This window comes from Halobacillus trueperi (assembly GCF_003386945.1).
GTDB lineage: Bacteria > Bacillota > Bacilli > Bacillales > Halobacillaceae > Halobacillus > Halobacillus aidingensis.
The window spans coordinates 1-17,543 of the sequence record NZ_QUAE01000027.1 but is presented as its reverse complement, the minus strand read 5'-3'; the positions used below and the strand labels follow the sequence as shown (position 1 = coordinate 17,543).

The window sequence follows — 17,543 nt, the reverse complement described above, 5'->3', positions numbered from 1 at the left end:
TGTGTCTTCTTTAGCTTTTCATGCGGACGTTTCCCAGACCCTGATCTCTTACCTTATTCGTGTAGTATCTATGGTTAGAGGGACTATAACTACGTTGTTAATCAGGACTTCATTATCGAACTCAGCGGGTGACTGTTATAGGGATTTCGAGAACCTTATATGGCAAAGGGGCGGAGGGAAACGGTGAGACTCCTGTGGGAAGTGCGTGGTAGATGAGACCCCGCAGAGCGTTAGCTCGAGGAGGCTCATCACTCGCCCGCGGAAAGCGAACCTTTTCCCGGAGCCCCTAAACTCTCACAAAAGTCTCGAAATCAAGTCTTACACAATCCTGCCATATTATTTAATATAGTGTCGTGTGTCACTTAATTGAGTGTCGAAATACTATGGAGATGAAAATAGGGAATCATAAGCAAATCCTTGCGTAATTGAACTTGGTATTATATATTACTATTAGTACCTAGTCATAAGGTGAGAAATTATGGCTAAATGAACGGTGGAATATGTATGAAGAAGTCTAAAAAAGTACGTCAGGAAGAATTGAAAACGAAAATAGACCATACCCCCTTCATTACAGACGAAGAACTAGCAAAAACATTCGGGGTCAGCATCCAGACGATAAGACTGGATCGAATGGAACTTGGAATTCCGGAATTGCGGGAACGCATCAAGTCGGTCGCCACACAAGAATGGAATGAAACGGTGAAAGCTTTGCCGGTGGAAGAAATCATCGGGGAAGTGGTCGACCTGGAATTGGACGACCGTGCCATTTCGATCTTGGACATCCGCCCGGAACATGTCTTTTCCAGAAACCATATCGCTAGAGGGCACTACTTATTTGCACAGGCCAACTCCCTGGCCGTCGCCTTAATCAATGATGAACTGGCGCTTACTGCGCAGTCGGAGATTGCATTCACACGCCCGGTGAAACTTGGTGAACGTGTGGTGGCTAAAGCGACTGTCAAGGGGGACGATGAAAAAGGACGAACACTTGTAAATGTGCATAGTTATGTAGGTAACGAAGAAGTATTTGCGGGAACGTTTGAAATGTATCGTTCGAACCAACAGAAGGAGATGGATCAAGAATGAAGTTAGCCATTGATGCTATGGGCGGTGACAACGCTCCTGAAGCGATTGTGAAAGGGGCGGTACAGGCCGCAGACACAATTGACGGCTTGGAAATCACACTTGTAGGTGATGAAGCTCAAATCAAGCCTTTTTTAACAGGACAGTCCAATGTGTCTATATTACATACAACAGAAGTCATTACAGCAGATGATGAACCGGTAAGGGCTGTTAGGAGAAAGAAGCAATCTTCTATGGTTCTGACAGCCACTGAAGTGAAGGAAGGACGAGCGGATGGTTGCATATCTGCCGGGAACACAGGGGCATTGATGAGTGCGGGATTGTTTGTCGTCGGTCGAATGAAAGGTGTGGACAGGCCAGCGCTCAGTCCGACACTTCCAACGTCAGACGGCAAAGGTTTTCTCATGCTGGATGTCGGAGCAAACGTGGATGCGAAGCCAGACCATTTGTTGCAATATGCAGTGATTGGGAGTATTTATGCTGAAAACGTGCGCAATATTAAACAGCCGAGGGTTGGTCTGTTGAATGTCGGTACGGAAGATGGCAAAGGAAGTGACTTGACCAAAAAGGCGTTTGACCTGATGAAAGAAGCTCCGATCAATTTTGTTGGAAACGTCGAGGCGCGTGACTTACTTGAAGGCGTAGCAGACGTAGTCGTGACTGATGGATTCACAGGTAATGTTACATTGAAGACGATCGAAGGAACGGCCATGACGATGTTTTCGATGATGAAGCAAACATTTATGAGTAACTTTAAAACTAAAATTGCGGCTGGGTTAGCAAAGAATGATCTGCGGAAGTTAAAAGCTCAGCTTGATTATAGCGAATATGGAGGAGCGGGTCTGTTTGGTTTGGCCGCACCTGTCATCAAAGCGCATGGTTCTTCTAATGATCGAGCTGTTTTAAATGCCATCCGACAGGCCTGCCACATGATTGAGCTTGATGTAACGAACACAATTTCAGCAACACTTTCTGAAATGCACAAAGAGGAGGATGAATCATGAAACGAATCGCATGTGTTTTTCCTGGGCAAGGGTCCCAGGAAGTAGGAATGGGGAAGGCGATGTATGAGGCTTATCCTGCTGTGAAACAATTGTTTGATGAAGCGGATGAAGCCCTTGGTTATTCGTTGACTCGTTTAATGTTCGAAGGGCCTTCTGAAGAATTAACGAAAACAGAAAATGCTCAACCGGCATTGCTTTTGAATAGTATAGCCATCCAGCGAGTACTCCAGCAAGAAGGGGTGGCTCCTGGTATGACGGCAGGTCACAGCCTTGGAGAATACAGTGCCTTGGTTGCAGCCGGAGCGCTGGAACCAATGGAAGCCGTTCAACTAGTTCATGTCCGTGGAAAGCTGATGGAAGAAGCTTACCCAACAGGTATGGGAACAATGGCGGCTGTACTTGGTCTATCACAAGAAGAAATTGAAGAAGTTTTGCGTGACTTTGATGGAGATCTAGCTGTGGATCTTGCGAATATCAATTGTCCAGGGCAGATTGTCATTTCTGGTACAAAAGAGGGCGTGGACAAAGCATCTGAACAATTGTCAGAAGCAGGAGCGAAGCGGGTGCTTCCTCTCAATGTCAGTGGACCATTCCACTCCCGTCTCATGAAGTCAGCTAGTGATGATTTTGCTGATCATTTATCTGAAACGAAAATCCATGATGCGAACGTCCCTGTGTACGCTAACGTAACTGCTGCACCGGTGACAAATGCGGAAGAAATAGAGAAGCTTCTCATTGAACAACTCTACTCACCTGTAAGGTTCCAACAGATTCTTGAGGCATTCGTCGAAGAAGATGTCGATGCTATTGTAGAAGTGGGGCAAGGGAAAGTGTTGAGTGGTCTTGTTCGTAAAGTGAAACGTCGAATGAAAACGTTCAGTGTGCAGGATCCAGACTCACTGCAAGCGTTCATCGATTGGTATAAGGAGGAATCGTAATGTTACAAGACCAGGTGGCTCTTGTCACAGGGGCATCCCGCGGAATCGGAAAGGCTATTGCACTTGAACTTGCTCATCAAGGGGCGAAAGTGGCCGTCAATTATGCAGGAAGCGAAGATAAGGCAGAGGCTGTTGTTCAGGAAATCCATGAACTAGGCGGCGTGGCCATCAAAATACAGGCCAACGTATCCAATGATGAAGATGTCAAACGAATGGTGAAAACAGTCGTAGATGAATTCGGCCGTCTGGATATCCTTGTTAACAATGCAGGGATTACGAAAGACAATCTCTTAATGAGAATGAAAGAAGAAGAGTTTGATTCAGTGATCGATACGAACTTGAAAGGCGTTTTCCTTTGTACAAAAGGGGTGACACGCCAGATGATGAAGCAGAAGTATGGAAGAATCATCAACGTCGCTTCAATCGTAGGTGTTTCCGGAAACCCTGGACAAGCGAATTACGTTGCTGCCAAAGCCGGTGTCATCGGAATGACCAAATCGAACGCCAAAGAATTGGCGGCTAGAAACATACAGGTGAATGCCGTAGCGCCAGGCTACATCGCTACAGATATGACAGATGCCCTAACAGACGAGCAACGCGAGCAAATGCTTGCCTTGATTCCACTGAAGCGTCTTGGTGAAGGGGAAGATGTGGCACGCGTTGTCCGATTCCTCGCTTCTAAAGATGCAGCGTACATGACAGGTCAAACGTTGCATGTCGATGGCGGCATGGTCATGTAAAAACGCGTGTTTAACTAAGCGCAATTTCTCTTGAACTTGAAATTAAGATTTCATCTGAAGTCGGGGCTAAACAACCTCTTGCGCTTTTGGCAACACATTACTATAATTACTGAAGGGAGGTGAGGTTCCAATGGCAGAAACATTTGATCGTGTAAAACAAATCATCGTCGATCGTCTTGATGTTGATGAGTCTAAAGTGACTATGGAAGCTTCCTTCAAAGAAGATCTAGAAGCAGACTCTCTTGATGTCGTTGAGCTTGTAATGGAGCTTGAAGACGAGTTTGATATGGAAATTTCTGATGAAGAAGCTGAAAAAATCAATACAGTAGGCGACGCTGTGAATTACATAAGCAGCCAGTCGTAATAGGATCGCTGTCCGTTATTCGGGCAGCCTTTCCTATATTTTTCAAGAAATTCATAGCAAAGGACAAGGTGATTTATGGATGATTTTTCCAGTTTCCAGAAAAAGATAAATTTACAATTCAATGATATCTCGTTACTGGAACAGGCTTTTACACATTCATCATATGTGAATGAGCATCGGAAAACCGATCGGGAGGATAATGAACGGCTGGAATTCTTGGGAGATGCCGTTCTTGAACTAGGAGTCTCTCAGTATTTGTACCGGGAGTTCCCGGATATGGCTGAAGGAGAGCTTACTAAGTTCAGAGCCTCGATTGTGTGTGAAGTCTCATTAGTAGAATTTGCGAATGAGCTGAATTTCCAAGACCTGATTTTACTTGGTAAAGGAGAAGAGCTGACAGGAGGGCGCAATCGACCAGCATTGCTTGCTGATGTCTTTGAAGCGTTCATCGGAGCTCTTTATTTAGACCAGGGTTACGATGCAGTCATACAGTTCTTAAGAACGTATGTGTATCCAAAAGTGAAAAAAGGTGCTTTTTCTCATGCGATGGATTTCAAAAGTCAGCTACAAGAATTTATTCAACGGGATAAAAACAGTAAAATCGAATATGAAATCGTTGAAGAGAGAGGACCTGCACACAGCCGGGAGTTTATCGCTCACGTACTGATCCAGGATGACATCGGTGGGATTGGTGTAGGCCGTACGAAGAAAGAAGCGGAACAAAAAGCGGCTCAACAAGCATTGGAAAATCAAGGAGCCCATTTATAATCCGTCTTTAAAAGTGATCAAAAAGAGACCGTTTTCCGGAGAGAACCTTCGAAAAACGGTCTTTTTTTAGTGGCGGTTGGTTATTTTCTGTATTGACCAAGTTCCTGCACAAATGCCTGGATTTCAGAAACACTTAATTGCCCTTTCATTTCAATAATATCGTGAAGGGATTTGATTTCTTCGTATTTATTGAGATCGTAATCCTCTGGGTCCATAAGGGAACGGTTCACGACCTGTAGTTTTTCTGCCATGTCATTGATGATGACTTCTAGGTTTTCTTGGTTCGGTTCTTGTAAACTCAAAAATGAATCCTCCTTCAAGGCTCGTTATATAGGCTATTACATATGATAAAGGACTTTGCCGAATTTTGAAACCCTTCATTAATATTATAACTTATTAAAGTAACTGGCAGGATGGTGGAAGACTCAGTTTCGAGACTTTTGTTGAGTGGATGGGGGCTGCGGGGAATGGCTCGCTTTCCGCGGGAGCGCGGTGAGCCTCCTCGGACTGCGTCCTGTGGGGTCTCACCATGCACTTTTTTCCCGCAGGAGATTCCTGTGGGATTTAGATGAGAGGTTATTGTATAAAAAAAAGCCCTCCGTTATGATGCATTTGTACAACCAAATACAAACATCAAAAGGAGGACTTCCCTTTGAATGATAATCGGAATGAACGAATAAATCAAATCACAGAGGATACCTTAGTCATTGGCATTGATATCGCCAAACAGACCCATTACGCGTGTCCGGTAGATGACCGTGGGCGCGAACTTACGCGCAAGGCCATCCCTTTTAACCAGAGTCGGGACGGGTTTGAATCCTTCCAACGACAGGTTGAAGAATGGCTAGATCGCTATGATAAGAAACACGTCTTGATCGGGTTTGAACCGACCGGACATTATTGGATGAACTTAGGTTTTTTCCTTCTCGAAGTGGATCTTCCCTTCGTTCAGGTTCACCCTATGCACGTCAAGAAATCTCAGGAGTTTGATGATAACCTTCAAACGAAAAACGACTCGAAGGATGCCCGGCTAATCGCGAAGCTGATGGTCACCGGAAGCTTTTTCTACCCGAGGATCCCGGAAGGCTTTCAAGCCGAGTTGCGTAATGGTTTCGCCATGAGATGGAGGTTGAAGAAGGATATCGCCCGACTAAAAAACCAGATGATCCAATGGCTCGACCAGTACTTTCCGGAATTCAAATCCGTCTTCAAGGATTTCCATAAGCTCGCCTGTGTGACACTGAAGTTCACGCCCCTGCCGGAAGATCTTCTTCGTCATGACGTGGAAGAACTGGCCAGGATATACAAAGAAGAAGGCGGTCTACTTCGAGTGGCTAAGAAAACGATTCATGAGGCTCAAGATGTCGCCAGACAATCGATTGGGCTTACCGAAGGCTTAGAGATCGCTCGACTCGATATGAAGTCCTTGGTTACCCAATTCCTTTTGGGTGAACGGCAGCTGGAAGAGGTTAATCAGCACATGGAAGAACTGGCGAAGCAATTCGATGAATTCGAATACTTGGTGTCTATTCCAGGGATAAGCGCACATACAGTTCTGGATCTGTTGGCTGAAACCGGATCACTCACACAGTATAAAAACCCACGTCAACTTATCAAACTAGCGGGGTTAACACTGCGCGAGCACTCTTCCGGACAGTATAAAGGGCAAAAAACCATTTCAAAGCGTGGAAGGAAACGGCTACGAAGTCTTTTATTTAAAGCTATCCTCCCTCTTTTGAGAAATAACGAAGCCTTTCACGAATTGTATCAGTACTATATCACTCGCCCGGTGAATCCTTTGAAGAAAAAAGAAGCGATGGTTGTGCTTTGCGGAAAACTCTTAAAGATTTTACATGGTTTATCCAAACACGAGAACTACTTTCATGAGGAACGAATGAAACAGGACCTTCACTGTCTGAAACAGGCAGCGTGACCTTCTTTTTTCCCGTACCTTTTATAAGATGACATGGAGAAGCTGGCGCCAAGAGAGACGACAGACCACGAGTCTATGCAGGAGAAAGAAGCCGGCCTCTGCCTTATGATGAGACCGAACGAAGGAATGAAGGCGTACGACGCCAAGAGACATGGGAGGGTCCGTCCTCATAAGAAAGCAGAGATCCGAGAAGCATCGTTAAATCGAGAAGAGCCTCTCATAGAATCAAGTGAGAAACGCAACGCGTCCACCTCATTTCCAAAAATCGAAAATAAAGGATATAACTGTATGAGCAAGTGCTTGAAAAATTTTTTTGAAAGACAAGAAACAGCTTTGAACCCTGATGTATCAATATTTCCGGAGGGAGTCTCGCCATTCCCCTCCGCCCCTTTACCATGTGTGGTCTCTCGAAACCACTTCTCAGAATCTCTGTAATCTCTGCTTGTATGCTCAAACGAAGTAGATAATTTAAAACTCCCCCCCCCCAATTGGTCATTCCGACGGTGAAAGCTTGATGTGAAGCGCTTTTTTACCAGTTTCTGATTGGAGTGTAAGACGTCCCATCATGATAGAGGGGTTCGTATCTCCATGCATCGAATGGGGTGGTTGGGAAGTTGCGAGACTCTCGTGGGAGAAGGAGATAGGCGAGATCCCGCAGGACGCAGTCCGAGGAAGCTCGGCGCTCCCCCACAGGAAAGCGAGTAGCTTCCCAACCACCCCTGACTCCTATTTTGGCAAACGAAGCCCGGGAAACATCTCGAAATTGAGCCTTCCACAATCGGGAGCTTATGTTGAATAATGAGATTTTACTAGGTGTAATAAAAGTAGCTTTCGGTTCCTACCGTAGGGCCGTTCTTTATGATAAAATATATTAGTTGAGTGAATGAAAGATTTGTGAAAATACAGGAGGATGAATATGTTCCTCAAACAATTAGATACGATAGGTTTTAAATCATTTGCCGAGCGAGTGACTGTTGATTTTGTTTCTGGAGTCACATCTGTCGTCGGACCGAATGGTAGTGGAAAAAGTAATATAACGGATGCGATTCGATGGGTATTAGGCGAACAGTCAGCCCGTTCGCTCCGCGGTAGTAAAATGGAAGACATCATCTTTGCTGGTAGTGAAACCAGAGCTCCATTGAATATGGCAGAAGTGACTTTGACCCTTGATAATACGGATCAGGCACTGCCTTTGGATTACCAGGAAGTGAGTGTGACGAGACGCGTTTACCGCTCCGGTGAAAGTGAGTTCTATATAAATAATCAGACATGCCGTTTGAAAGATATTGTCGATCTCTTCATGGATTCCGGGCTTGGCAGGGAAGCTTTCTCTATCATCAGCCAAGGAAAAGTGGAAGAGATTCTTAGTTCCAAAGCAGAAGACCGCCGTTCCATTTTTGAAGAAGCGGCAGGAGTTCTGAAGTACAAACAGCGAAAGAAAAAAGCGGAATATAAGTTGTCGGAAACACAAGAAAATCTGAACCGTGTGGAAGATATCATATGGGAGATTGATGGTCAGCTTGAACCGTTAAAAGAACAAGCAGCTGTCGCGAAAGATTACTTAGAGAAAAAAGACGAGCTGAAGAATGTTGAAATCTCTTTATTGATCACTCAAATACAGCAGGTCCACGGAGAATGGGAAAGAATTCTCAAAGAACTGGAAGAAGTCAGAGGCCAGGAAAACGAGTTAAGTGAGAAAATCGAGACGAATGAAGCTTCACTAAAAGAACAAAGGGATCATGTAGAAAGCCTCGATGCTTCTATAGAAAACATGCAGGCGAAGTTGCTTGAACTAACGAGAGACCTCGAAAATCTTGAGGGGAAAAAGCAACTAATGAAAGAGCGTCATAAGCATTTTGAAGAAAACAAATCCAAATTGGAAGAGGCCTATGAGGATCTCTCTGACAAACTGGTGAATTTAAAGGCGATTGCCGAAGAAGAAGCTCAAAAGTTAAAACAGATCAAAGAAAAAAGAGAAAATACGAAGCAAGAGTTAAATCAAACGACCCAAGCGTTAAAACAGGATATCCATCTAATAGAAGATGAGATTGAAGACTTAAAGAGTGAATATATCGAATTGCTGAATAAGCAGGCAGCCAAACGAAACGAGAAACAACTCTTAGAAAAACAGCTGGACCAAATTCACTCCAAAAAAGGCAGTCAGATCGATAAATTCAAAGATCTCAGAAGTGAACGCACAAAGCTTGAAGAAAAGTTGACTTCTATGACAGCCGAGTTGGAAACCCTGACAACACAGCGGGAAGAGCTAGAATCTCAAGTCCAAGAGTTGAACGAGAGATATGAAAAGAATAAACAGACGTATCAGGAATGGCAGGAGAAGCTTTATAAGGGCTATCAATATTTGGAAAACATGCGATCTAAGAAGGAAATGCTTGAAGAGATGAAAGAAGACTTCTCAGGTTATTTCCACGGCGTCCGTGAAGTTTTAAAGGCTTCTCAAAAAGGCCAGTTGCAGGGGATTCATGGAGCTGTACTCGAACTGATTGATATTCCATCCCATCTTTTGACAGCGATTGAGACAGCGCTTGGTGCGCAGGCCCAGCATATTGTCGTGGAGGACGAACAAACCGGAAGACAGGCGATCCACTGGTTGAAAACGAACAATAAAGGAAGAGCGACATTCCTTCCTCTTACCTCCATTCAGCCTCGTTCTGTCCATGGCGCTGCATCGCTTTCACAACAAGCAGGGTATGTAGGAGTTGCTGCCGATCTTATCCAATATGATACAGCCCATTCAAAACCGATCCAGCACCTCCTTGGTCATATCGTCATTGCCGAAGGGTTAGAGCATGCAAACCAAATCGCCCGTGTGCTGAATCGAAAGTACAGGGTTGTAACGCTTGATGGAGATGTCGTCAATCCTGGTGGTTCGATGTCAGGAGGGGCGAAGAAACAATCCAAGCAATCCTTGTTCACAAGAGAAAAGGAATTGCAGGAACTTAGTGAGAAGATAGTCACTTATGATGCAAAGGCGTTAGATGTGGAGAGTAAAGTGAAAAAGCTGAAGACGACCTTAGCAGAGCAAGAAGAGGAAAAAGAACAGTGGAATGTGAAGCTTTCTGAATTAAAGAAAGAAGAGTATGAAAAGCAGTCCGATCAAAGGGAAATGCAGCTGAAACTCGACCATTTGAATGATCAACTTCAATTGTTCGATCAAGATCAGGCCCAGTACGATCAAGACTCTCATCACGCTGATCAGCAGTTGACCGACCTTGACGAAATCTTACGGACTTTAGAAGACCAACTGGTATCGATTAATACAAAGATCGAAGAGTTGACGACAACAAAAGAACGTCAGAAAGAAGACGAGGCTAACTTGCAGGAACGCAGGCAGAAGCTTCAAATACAACTAGCCGAACAAGAATCAGCGGTAAACAACCAAAAAGAAAAAGCGGATCGTTATCAGCAGGAGAAAGATCTGATACAGCAGGAATTACGAGGCAATCGTGTCTCTTATCAACAACTGATGGAGGTCAAGGATTCCAATCAGACTGAAGATGAGATTCAGGCTCAAATTGAAAGCACGAGAACAGACAAGGAAGAAACGACTTCGTCCATCGAGATGAAGAGAAAAGAGCGCCAAGAGCTTGCTGCGGACATTCAGCAAGCTGAAGCGATGCTGAAGGAATTGAAGCGGAGACATCAAAACTTTATTCAAGACTTGCAGCAAAAGGAAGTCAAAGCCAACCGGCTGGACGTAGAGCTTGAGAATATGCTTCAATACTTGCAGGAAGAGTATGTGATGACGTTTGAGAAAGCGAAGAGGGACTACCCAGGTGTAGACGATATTGATGAAGCATCAACGAAGGTCAAGCTGATCAAACGGGCCATCGAAGAGCTTGGAACCGTGAATTTAGGAGCCATCGATGAGTATGACCGTATTAAAGAACGCTATGAATTCTTGAAGGGACAGCAAGATGATTTACTTGAAGCAAAACAGACCCTTCACACGGTTATCAATGAAATGGATGGTGAAATGAAGCGGAAGTTTGAAGACACCTTTACAAAAATCCGTGCTGAATTCGGTGAAGTCTTTCGTACTCTGTTCGGTGGAGGGCGAGCCGATTTGCAACTTACCGATCCTAATGACATGTTAGAAACAGGGGTCGATATTGTGGCTCAGCCCCCGGGTAAGAAACTGCAAAATATGAGTTTGTTATCGGGCGGAGAACGTGCATTGACGGCAATCGCTCTGCTTTTCTCAATCCTGCGCGTCCGTCCTGTGCCATTCTGTGTCCTTGACGAGGTGGAAGCAGCATTGGATGAAGCCAACGTGGATCGTTTTGCTAAATTTTTGAAAGAATTCAGTGAGAAGACACAATTCATTGTCATCACCCACAGAAAAGGGACGATGGAAGAATCGGATGTCCTATATGGGGTGACCATGCAAGAGTCAGGCGTATCTAAACTCGTATCCGTCAGACTAGAAGAAACACCGGAATTACTGGAAGCATAGGAAGGATGAGTCGATGAGTTTTTTTAAGAAACTGAAAGAAAAATTCGTAAAAGGTCCAGAGTCGGAAGAAGAAAAAGAGGAACAGCAGGTCCATGAAACAGAGAATTCCGACGACCAGGAACATCCTCTGGAAACGGATGTAGACCCCGCAGACACCCATGAGCAGGACGTTACAGACCTTCAGGGAGAAACAGAAACACCTGAAACCGAGGCCCCTGCAGAGGATGGGGAAAAATACGCAGCAGAAGCAGATGAAGAAGAGCCAGTCGAATCAACGCTGGATAAAGAAGACGAGCAGGGCGTTGAAGAATCATTGCCAGAAGATGATGCTGCAGAGAGCCTGGAAGAGGATGAAAAAGCTTCGATTGCTTCCAAGTTTAAAATGGGACTGGCTAAAACAAGAAATTCATTCTCGACTAAAATTAATGATCTCGTCGCACGTTACCGTACCGTCGATGAAGATTTCTTTGAAGAACTTGAGGAAGTGTTGATTTCTGCAGATGTCGGGGTTACGACCGTCATGGAAATGATTGAAGAGCTTGAGATGGAAGTGAAGCGTAGGAACGTTCAGGACCCTCAAAAAGTGAAGGAAATCATTTCTGAAAAGCTGGTTGAAATCTACTATGGTGATGATCGCGCTGAAGAAATTGAAGGGTTGAATGAAAACCCGGACGGCTTGACGATTTACCTGTTTGTTGGTGTGAATGGGGTAGGAAAAACAACGACCATCGGCAAACTTGCCCACCGACTGAAAAGTGAAGGGAAGAACGTGACTCTTGCTGCAGGAGATACATTCCGTGCAGGTGCCATTGAGCAACTCGAAGAGTGGGGCAAACGTGTAGGGGTGAATGTCACGAAACATAGTGAAGGCAGCGACCCAGCTGCTGTGATTTACGATGGCATCCAGTCTGCAAAATCGAAGAATGCCGATGTCCTCATTTGCGATACTGCCGGTCGTTTGCAAAATAAAGTGAACTTGATGAATGAACTTTCCAAGGTGAAACGCGTCATTGAGCGCGAAGTTCCTGGTGCTCCTCATGAAGTACTGCTTGTACTCGATGCTACGACAGGGCAAAATGCCATGAGCCAGGCGAAAACTTTCTCCGAAGCGACGGATGTATCCGGTATTGTCCTATCGAAACTGGATGGAACAGCGAAAGGCGGAATTGTTCTTGCGATTCGAAATGAGTTGGAAATCCCCGTTAAACTCGTGGGCCTTGGAGAAAGAGTGACCGACCTTGAAACATTTGATGCTCATGCCTTCGTTTATGGACTGTTTGCAGATATGATCGAAGAATATGAAGAAGAAGAACTATCCTAAGCCTTGACATGAAGGTACATGTTCCTTTAATATTTATGTGTAAAGGCATTTCACTTAACAAGGAGTGCTTCAAGCATGCTTGAAAAAACGACACGGATTAATTATCTTTTTGATTTCTATCAATCGTTGTTGACTCCTAAACAGAGAAACTATATGGAGTTGTATTATCTCGAAGATTACTCTCTTGGTGAAATATCGGAAACCTTTGATGTCTCACGTCAAGCGGTGTACGATAATATTCGCCGAACAGAGACGATGCTTGAAGAATATGAAAAAAAGCTTCATCTATATGGGAAGTTTGAAAAACGGCAGAAAGTGATCAAAGAAATGGAAGCTCAGTTTAAGAAAGACGAGCTGCCAGCCCCTTATGAATCATGGCTGCACGAATTACAAGAATTAGAATAGGAGGGGATCTTCGATGGCATTTGAGGGTTTATCCGACCGTTTGCAGGAAACTATCAAGAAAATCAAAGGCAAAGGGAAGGTAAACGAACAAGACGTAAAAGAGATGACCAGGGAGGTCCGTCTCGCCCTCCTCGAGGCCGATGTAAACTTTAAAGTCGTTAAAGATTTTGTGAAGCGTGTACGTGAACGCGCCGTCGGCCAGGAGGTCATGGAAAGCCTGACCCCTGGACAGCAAGTCATCAAAGTTGTTAAAGAAGAGCTCACAGAATTGATGGGTGGCGATGAAAGTAAAATCGCTGTTGCCAAGCGTCCTCCAACGGTCATCATGATGGTCGGTCTGCAGGGTGCAGGTAAAACGACGACAACCGGGAAGCTTGCGAACCTGTTGCGTAAAAGCTACAACAGGAAACCGTTACTCGTAGGAGCCGACGTTTACCGACCAGCTGCCATCCAGCAATTGCAGACACTCGGAAAACAGCTGGATATGCCTGTCCATGAGGAAGGCACCGAAGCAAACCCTGTCGACATCGCCAAAAATGCGATAACCAAAGCGAAAGAGGAGCACCACGATTATGTGCTCATCGATACCGCTGGTCGTTTGCATATTGATGGTGATTTGATGGGTGAATTGCAGGAAATCAAGGAAGCTGTCAATCCTGATGAAATTTTCCTTGTAGTCGATGCCATGACAGGTCAGGATGCTGTGAATGTTGCAGAAAGCTTCGATGAGCAGCTCGACGTCACCGGTGTGCTGCTCACGAAACTTGATGGAGACACCCGAGGTGGTGCCGCGTTATCCATCAAAGCCGTGACAGGTAAACCGATCAAATTCGCAGGTATGGGGGAGAAGCTTGACCAGCTTGAGACCTTCCACCCTGAGCGTATGGCGTCAAGGATCCTTGGAATGGGCGACATGCTTACATTAATTGAAAAAGCACAAACGCAAGTCGATGAAAAGCAAGCGAAAGAGCTGGAGTCGAAAATGCGTAATGCGTCCTTTACATTTGAGGACTTCCTTGAGCAGATGGAGCAAGTGAAGAACATGGGACCACTGGATGAAATTTTAAATATGATTCCTGGTGCGAACAAAATGAAAGGTCTTCAAAACGTGTCGTTCGACGACAAGCAGATCGTTCATGTTGAAGCCATCATCCAATCGATGACTAAAAATGAACGACAGGACCCTTCTGTGATGAATGCAAGCCGTAAGAAGCGGATTGCCAAAGGGTCCGGGACGTCTGTGTCAGAGGTCAACAGACTGTTGAAACAGTTTGAAGAAATGAAGAAAATGATGAAACAAATGAGCAATACAAAAGGGAAAAAAGGCAAAGGAATGAAATTTCCTTTTATGTAATGGAAAAAACCTTTACACACCCTTGAAGTTCTGCTAAAATCTAAATCTGTGTGAAACATTAAAGAAATTTGGAGGTTGTTAAAAATGGCAGTAAAAATTCGCCTAAAACGTATGGGATCTAAGCGTAACCCATTTTATCGTGTAGTAGTTGCTGATTCTCGTTCTCCTCGTGATGGACGTATCATCGAGCAAATCGGAACATATAACCCAGTTGCTAACCCTGTAGAGGTTAAACTTGATGCTGAGAAAGCAATCGACTGGATGTCAAACGGCGCGAAGCCAAGTGACACGGTTCGTAACCTATTCTCTAACGAAGGCATCATGAAGCAGTTCCACGATAAGAAAAACCAATAAATCATAAAGTAGTGGTGATCCCATGAAAACCTTGATCGAAACGATCGTAACTCCGCTTGTCGATCATCCTGATGACATCGTGGTGGATGAGAAAGAGGAAAATCATAAAGTGGTTTATCATCTTACGGTCCACCCGGATGATGTAGGGAAAGTAATCGGTAAGAACGGGCGGATTGCGAAAGCGATTCGGACTGTCGTCTATGCGGCAGGTTCAGATTCTGAAAAACGAATCTATTTGGATATCATGTAAGAGAACTAATTTTATTGGTGTAAGAAGGGAGAAGGGAAACCTTTTCCCTTTTTTACTATTCTCATGGAATGGCAGAGGGGCGGGCGAAAGATGCAGATCATCCGAACAGTACCTGTCAAACAGATTTTGACAGAGACGAGTCGTGCGCAAATTAAGGAAAAGTTCGACGAAAGATATCAACGTCTGGACCGTGAATGCAGGCAGCTTTCATTTGAACAGAAAAAATTAGAACGCAAGCCCGGGGTGTCAAGACAGGAAGTGGAGCGCCGTTTTTCAAAGGAAATCGGAAGAAGAAAAGATCAACTGAAGTGGCTTGAATATCAGCACAGACAATTGGATATCCTGCCTGATGGGAGTGAGCTTGAAACAGACGAAGTACAGGCACTGATTGAAGTTAAAGAAGGCGATCAATGGGAAGAGGTCATCCAGGATCGTCAAATCGTCGTGGAAGACGGAAAAGTCATACGAGCGAGGTAATTGCACTCATGGAAAAACAGTTATTCAATGTTGGAAAAATTATAAACACACATGGCATCAAAGGAGAAGTCAAAGTTCATCGCGTCACAGATTTTGATGAACGATTCGAACCAGGTCAGCTTTTGTATTGGGTAAGTGATAACAACGAGCCGAAACCACTGGTCATTCGAACACACCGGGTTCATAAAGGTTTCGAACTTGTAAGCTTCGAGGATCATCCTACGATTAATGATGTCGAAGGCTACAAGAATGGAAAGCTGATGGTATCAGAAGACGATCAAGTAGAGCTTGATGACCATGAATTCTATTTTTATGAAATCATCGGGTGTACCGTATTTTTAGAGTCAGGTGAAGAACTAGGAGAAATTAAAGAAATTCTTACCCCTGGCGCGAATGACGTTTGGGTTGTGAAGCGGAAGAATCAGCCGGATGTTCTCATTCCGTATATCGAACCTGTCGTTAAAGAAGTGGATACGGAGCGGAAGACAATCATCATCGATCCAATAGAGGGGCTGCTGGACTAATGCATATCGATATTTTGACACTTTTTCCAGAAATGTTTGATGGTGTATTACAGAATTCCATCATGAAGCGTGCTCAGGAACAAGGCGCCTTTTCACATCAATATGTGAATTTCCGTGATTACACTGAAAATAAACACAACAAAGTCGATGATTACCCTTACGGGGGAGGAGCGGGCCTTGTTTTATCCCCACAACCCATTTTTGATAGCATTCAGTCCATCAAAGATTCTGCGGAAAAACCTCCACGAGTTGTTCTGCTTTGCCCGCAGGGAGAACCCTACTCCCAGCAAAAAGCAGAAGAACTTTCAGAAGAGGATCATCTGGTCTTTATTTGTGGCCATTACGAGGGATATGACGAAAGAATCAGGCAGGAATTGGTGACCGATGAAATATCCATCGGTGATTATGTCCTTACTGGTGGAGAGCTGGGTGCGATGGTCGTCATCGATTCTGTTGTTCGACTTCTACCAGGGGTTCTAGGAAATGAACAGTCAGCTCCTATGGACTCATTCTCAAGCGGCTTGCTTGAACATCCGCATTATACGAGACCAGCCGATTTTCGAGGTCATAAAGTGCCGGATGTCCTTTTATCAGGAAACCATGCCAAAATCGATGAATGGCGTCACTATCAGTCATTGAAGCGTACATTCGAAAGAAGGCCGGATTTGCTTGATGGAAGGGAATTATCTTCTAAAGAACAATCGTGGTTGGAAGAGTGGAAAAATAGCTGAGTGCTGTTGATGTTTGTCGCTGGATATGGTATATTAAATTTTGTGCTTAAACGTACGGTTTAAGTGGAAAACGATGTTCCGCTGCCTCTTAGAAGACAAGAGCATTAGTTAAAAAGGAGTGAAAATCATGCAACAATTGATTCATGACATTACAAAAGAACAACTTCGTACGGATCACCCAGATTTCCGTCCTGGTGATACTGTAAAAGTACACGTGAAAGTCGTCGAAGGCACACGTGAACGTATCCAGGTATTCGAAGGTGTTGTCATCAAGCGTCAGAACGGCGGAATCAGCGAAACATTCACTGTTCGTAAGATTACTTACGGTACAGGTGTTGAGCGTACATTCCCAGTTCATTCTCCACGTATCGCTAAGATTGAGCGTACTCGTCGTGGTAAAGTACGTCGTGCGAAACTTTACTACCTGCGTAACCTACGCGGTAAAGCTGCACGTATTAAAGAAATTATCTAATTTCAGTGAAAAGGAGCTTGCGATGCCAAGCTCCTTTTTTCTACTTAGATTTAGCTCTTTAGCACGCTTGAGTTGATCTATATATAGGCAAGTTATTAAAGTATATGGCAGGATTGGAAGACTTGAATTCGAGATATTCTGGGGTTCGTTCGCCGTATTGGGAGTCAGGGGTGGCTGGGAAGCTACTCGCTTTCCTGCGGGGATGGCGGCAAGCCTCCTCATGCTTCGCACTGCGGGGTCTCGCCAGCCAATCCATTCCCGCGGGAGTCTCGCAGCTTCCCAACCACCCCATTCGGTCATGTGAGAAACGAACCCCTTTACCGTGGGAGACTGTCTTCCGCTATCCTG

General features: G+C 44.7%; 18 protein-coding genes. 17 read left to right on the top strand and 1 reads right to left on the bottom strand.

Features of this window, described 5'->3' with window-relative positions:
• Positions 1-504: 504 nt before the first annotated feature.
• The 6 genes from fapR (at position 505) to rnc (ending at position 4,897) form a co-directional block, all read left to right on the top strand.
• A complete protein-coding gene (gene fapR, locus DYE48_RS19040; RefSeq protein ID WP_115824946.1) occupies positions 505-1,086 on the top strand; it encodes a transcription factor FapR in 582 nt (193 codons plus the stop codon).
• A complete protein-coding gene (plsX, locus tag DYE48_RS19035; protein WP_089652450.1) occupies positions 1,083-2,087 on the top strand; it encodes a phosphate acyltransferase PlsX in 1,005 nt (334 codons plus the stop codon). Before fapR ends, plsX begins: the two co-directional genes overlap by 4 nt.
• Positions 2,084-3,025 (top strand): ACP S-malonyltransferase, encoded by a 942-nt coding sequence (gene fabD / locus DYE48_RS19030; RefSeq protein WP_089652449.1) that lies wholly within the window; start codon positions 2,084-2,086, stop codon positions 3,023-3,025. Before plsX ends, fabD begins: the two co-directional genes overlap by 4 nt.
• Positions 3,025-3,765 carry a 3-oxoacyl-[acyl-carrier-protein] reductase gene (gene fabG, locus DYE48_RS19025; protein ID WP_115824945.1) on the top strand — a complete coding sequence of 247 codons (741 nt, stop codon included), beginning with the start codon at positions 3,025-3,027 and terminating at the stop codon, positions 3,763-3,765. Before fabD ends, fabG begins: the two co-directional genes overlap by 1 nt.
• A gap of 130 nt (positions 3,766-3,895) precedes the next feature.
• Entirely contained in the window at positions 3,896-4,129 is a 234-nt protein-coding gene (gene acpP / locus DYE48_RS19020) for an acyl carrier protein (RefSeq protein WP_035505393.1), read from the top strand.
• A gap of 75 nt (positions 4,130-4,204) precedes the next feature.
• Entirely contained in the window at positions 4,205-4,897 is a 693-nt protein-coding gene (gene rnc / locus DYE48_RS19015; protein WP_089652447.1) for a ribonuclease III, read from the top strand.
• A gap of 80 nt (positions 4,898-4,977) precedes the next feature.
• On the opposite strand, the gene DYE48_RS19010 is transcribed toward rnc, so the two are convergent.
• The gene (locus tag DYE48_RS19010) at positions 4,978-5,199 is read right to left on the bottom strand and encodes a DUF1128 domain-containing protein (RefSeq protein WP_089652446.1); all 222 of its coding nucleotides are present in this window, start codon (positions 5,197-5,199) and stop codon (positions 4,978-4,980) included.
• A gap of 350 nt (positions 5,200-5,549) precedes the next feature.
• Here DYE48_RS19010 and DYE48_RS19000 point away from each other — a divergent pair, with 350 nt between their 5' ends.
• From DYE48_RS19000 to rplS, 11 genes are all read left to right on the top strand, one after another.
• Complete coding sequence (locus DYE48_RS19000; RefSeq protein ID WP_115824943.1) at positions 5,550-6,830, top strand: IS110 family RNA-guided transposase; 1,281 nt, start codon at positions 5,550-5,552, stop codon at positions 6,828-6,830.
• A 916-nt stretch (positions 6,831-7,746) separates the two neighbouring features.
• On the top strand, positions 7,747-11,307 hold the full coding sequence (gene smc / locus DYE48_RS18990) for a chromosome segregation protein SMC (RefSeq protein WP_115824941.1): 3,561 nt from the start codon (positions 7,747-7,749) through the stop codon (positions 11,305-11,307).
• Between the two features lie 13 nt (positions 11,308-11,320).
• Positions 11,321-12,628, top strand: a complete 1,308-nt coding sequence (gene ftsY, locus DYE48_RS18985) for a signal recognition particle-docking protein FtsY (protein WP_115824940.1) — start codon at positions 11,321-11,323, stop codon at positions 12,626-12,628.
• Between the two features lie 75 nt (positions 12,629-12,703).
• Entirely contained in the window at positions 12,704-13,033 is a 330-nt protein-coding gene (locus tag DYE48_RS18980) for a putative DNA-binding protein (RefSeq protein WP_115824939.1), read from the top strand.
• Between the two features lie 13 nt (positions 13,034-13,046).
• Complete coding sequence (ffh, locus tag DYE48_RS18975) at positions 13,047-14,387, top strand: signal recognition particle protein (RefSeq protein WP_115824938.1); 1,341 nt, start codon at positions 13,047-13,049, stop codon at positions 14,385-14,387.
• A gap of 84 nt (positions 14,388-14,471) precedes the next feature.
• Positions 14,472-14,741 carry a 30S ribosomal protein S16 gene (gene rpsP / locus DYE48_RS18970; protein WP_089652441.1) on the top strand — a complete coding sequence of 90 codons (270 nt, stop codon included), beginning with the start codon at positions 14,472-14,474 and terminating at the stop codon, positions 14,739-14,741.
• 22 nt (positions 14,742-14,763) lie between these two features.
• Positions 14,764-14,991, top strand: a complete 228-nt coding sequence (locus tag DYE48_RS18965; protein ID WP_089652440.1) for a KH domain-containing protein — start codon at positions 14,764-14,766, stop codon at positions 14,989-14,991.
• Between the two features lie 90 nt (positions 14,992-15,081).
• The gene (locus tag DYE48_RS18960) at positions 15,082-15,468 is read left to right on the top strand and encodes a YlqD family protein (protein ID WP_115824937.1); all 387 of its coding nucleotides are present in this window, start codon (positions 15,082-15,084) and stop codon (positions 15,466-15,468) included.
• Between the two features lie 8 nt (positions 15,469-15,476).
• Complete coding sequence (rimM, locus tag DYE48_RS18955; protein ID WP_115824936.1) at positions 15,477-15,992, top strand: ribosome maturation factor RimM; 516 nt, start codon at positions 15,477-15,479, stop codon at positions 15,990-15,992.
• Entirely contained in the window at positions 15,992-16,723 is a 732-nt protein-coding gene (gene trmD / locus DYE48_RS18950; protein WP_115824935.1) for a tRNA (guanosine(37)-N1)-methyltransferase TrmD, read from the top strand. The genes rimM and trmD overlap by 1 nt, the downstream gene beginning before the upstream one ends.
• 127 nt (positions 16,724-16,850) lie before the next feature.
• A complete protein-coding gene (gene rplS / locus DYE48_RS18945; RefSeq protein ID WP_089652436.1) occupies positions 16,851-17,195 on the top strand; it encodes a 50S ribosomal protein L19 in 345 nt (114 codons plus the stop codon).
• The last annotated feature ends 348 nt before the right edge of the window (positions 17,196-17,543 follow it).

Bases quoted from the DNA above. Each gene is read 5' to 3' on its own strand.
- ffh (WP_115824938.1), top strand. From the start codon at position 13,047: ATGGCATTTGAGGGTTTATCCGACCGTTTGCAGGAAACTATCAAGAAA.
- fabG (WP_115824945.1), top strand. From the start codon at position 3,025: ATGTTACAAGACCAGGTGGCTCTTGTCACAGGGGCATCCCGCGGAATC.
- fapR (WP_115824946.1), top strand. From the start codon at position 505: ATGAAGAAGTCTAAAAAAGTACGTCAGGAAGAATTGAAAACGAAAATA.
- fabD (WP_089652449.1), top strand. From the start codon at position 2,084: ATGAAACGAATCGCATGTGTTTTTCCTGGGCAAGGGTCCCAGGAAGTA.
- acpP (WP_035505393.1), top strand. From the start codon at position 3,896: ATGGCAGAAACATTTGATCGTGTAAAACAAATCATCGTCGATCGTCTT.
- rnc (WP_089652447.1), top strand. From the start codon at position 4,205: ATGGATGATTTTTCCAGTTTCCAGAAAAAGATAAATTTACAATTCAAT.
- DYE48_RS18965 (WP_089652440.1), top strand. From the start codon at position 14,764: ATGAAAACCTTGATCGAAACGATCGTAACTCCGCTTGTCGATCATCCT.
- trmD (WP_115824935.1), top strand. From the start codon at position 15,992: ATGCATATCGATATTTTGACACTTTTTCCAGAAATGTTTGATGGTGTA.
- plsX (WP_089652450.1), top strand. From the start codon at position 1,083: ATGAAGTTAGCCATTGATGCTATGGGCGGTGACAACGCTCCTGAAGCG.
- DYE48_RS18960 (WP_115824937.1), top strand. From the start codon at position 15,082: ATGCAGATCATCCGAACAGTACCTGTCAAACAGATTTTGACAGAGACG.
- rimM (WP_115824936.1), top strand. From the start codon at position 15,477: ATGGAAAAACAGTTATTCAATGTTGGAAAAATTATAAACACACATGGC.
- rplS (WP_089652436.1), top strand. From the start codon at position 16,851: ATGCAACAATTGATTCATGACATTACAAAAGAACAACTTCGTACGGAT.
- DYE48_RS18980 (WP_115824939.1), top strand. From the start codon at position 12,704: ATGCTTGAAAAAACGACACGGATTAATTATCTTTTTGATTTCTATCAA.
- ftsY (WP_115824940.1), top strand. From the start codon at position 11,321: ATGAGTTTTTTTAAGAAACTGAAAGAAAAATTCGTAAAAGGTCCAGAG.
- smc (WP_115824941.1), top strand. From the start codon at position 7,747: ATGTTCCTCAAACAATTAGATACGATAGGTTTTAAATCATTTGCCGAG.
- rpsP (WP_089652441.1), top strand. From the start codon at position 14,472: ATGGCAGTAAAAATTCGCCTAAAACGTATGGGATCTAAGCGTAACCCA.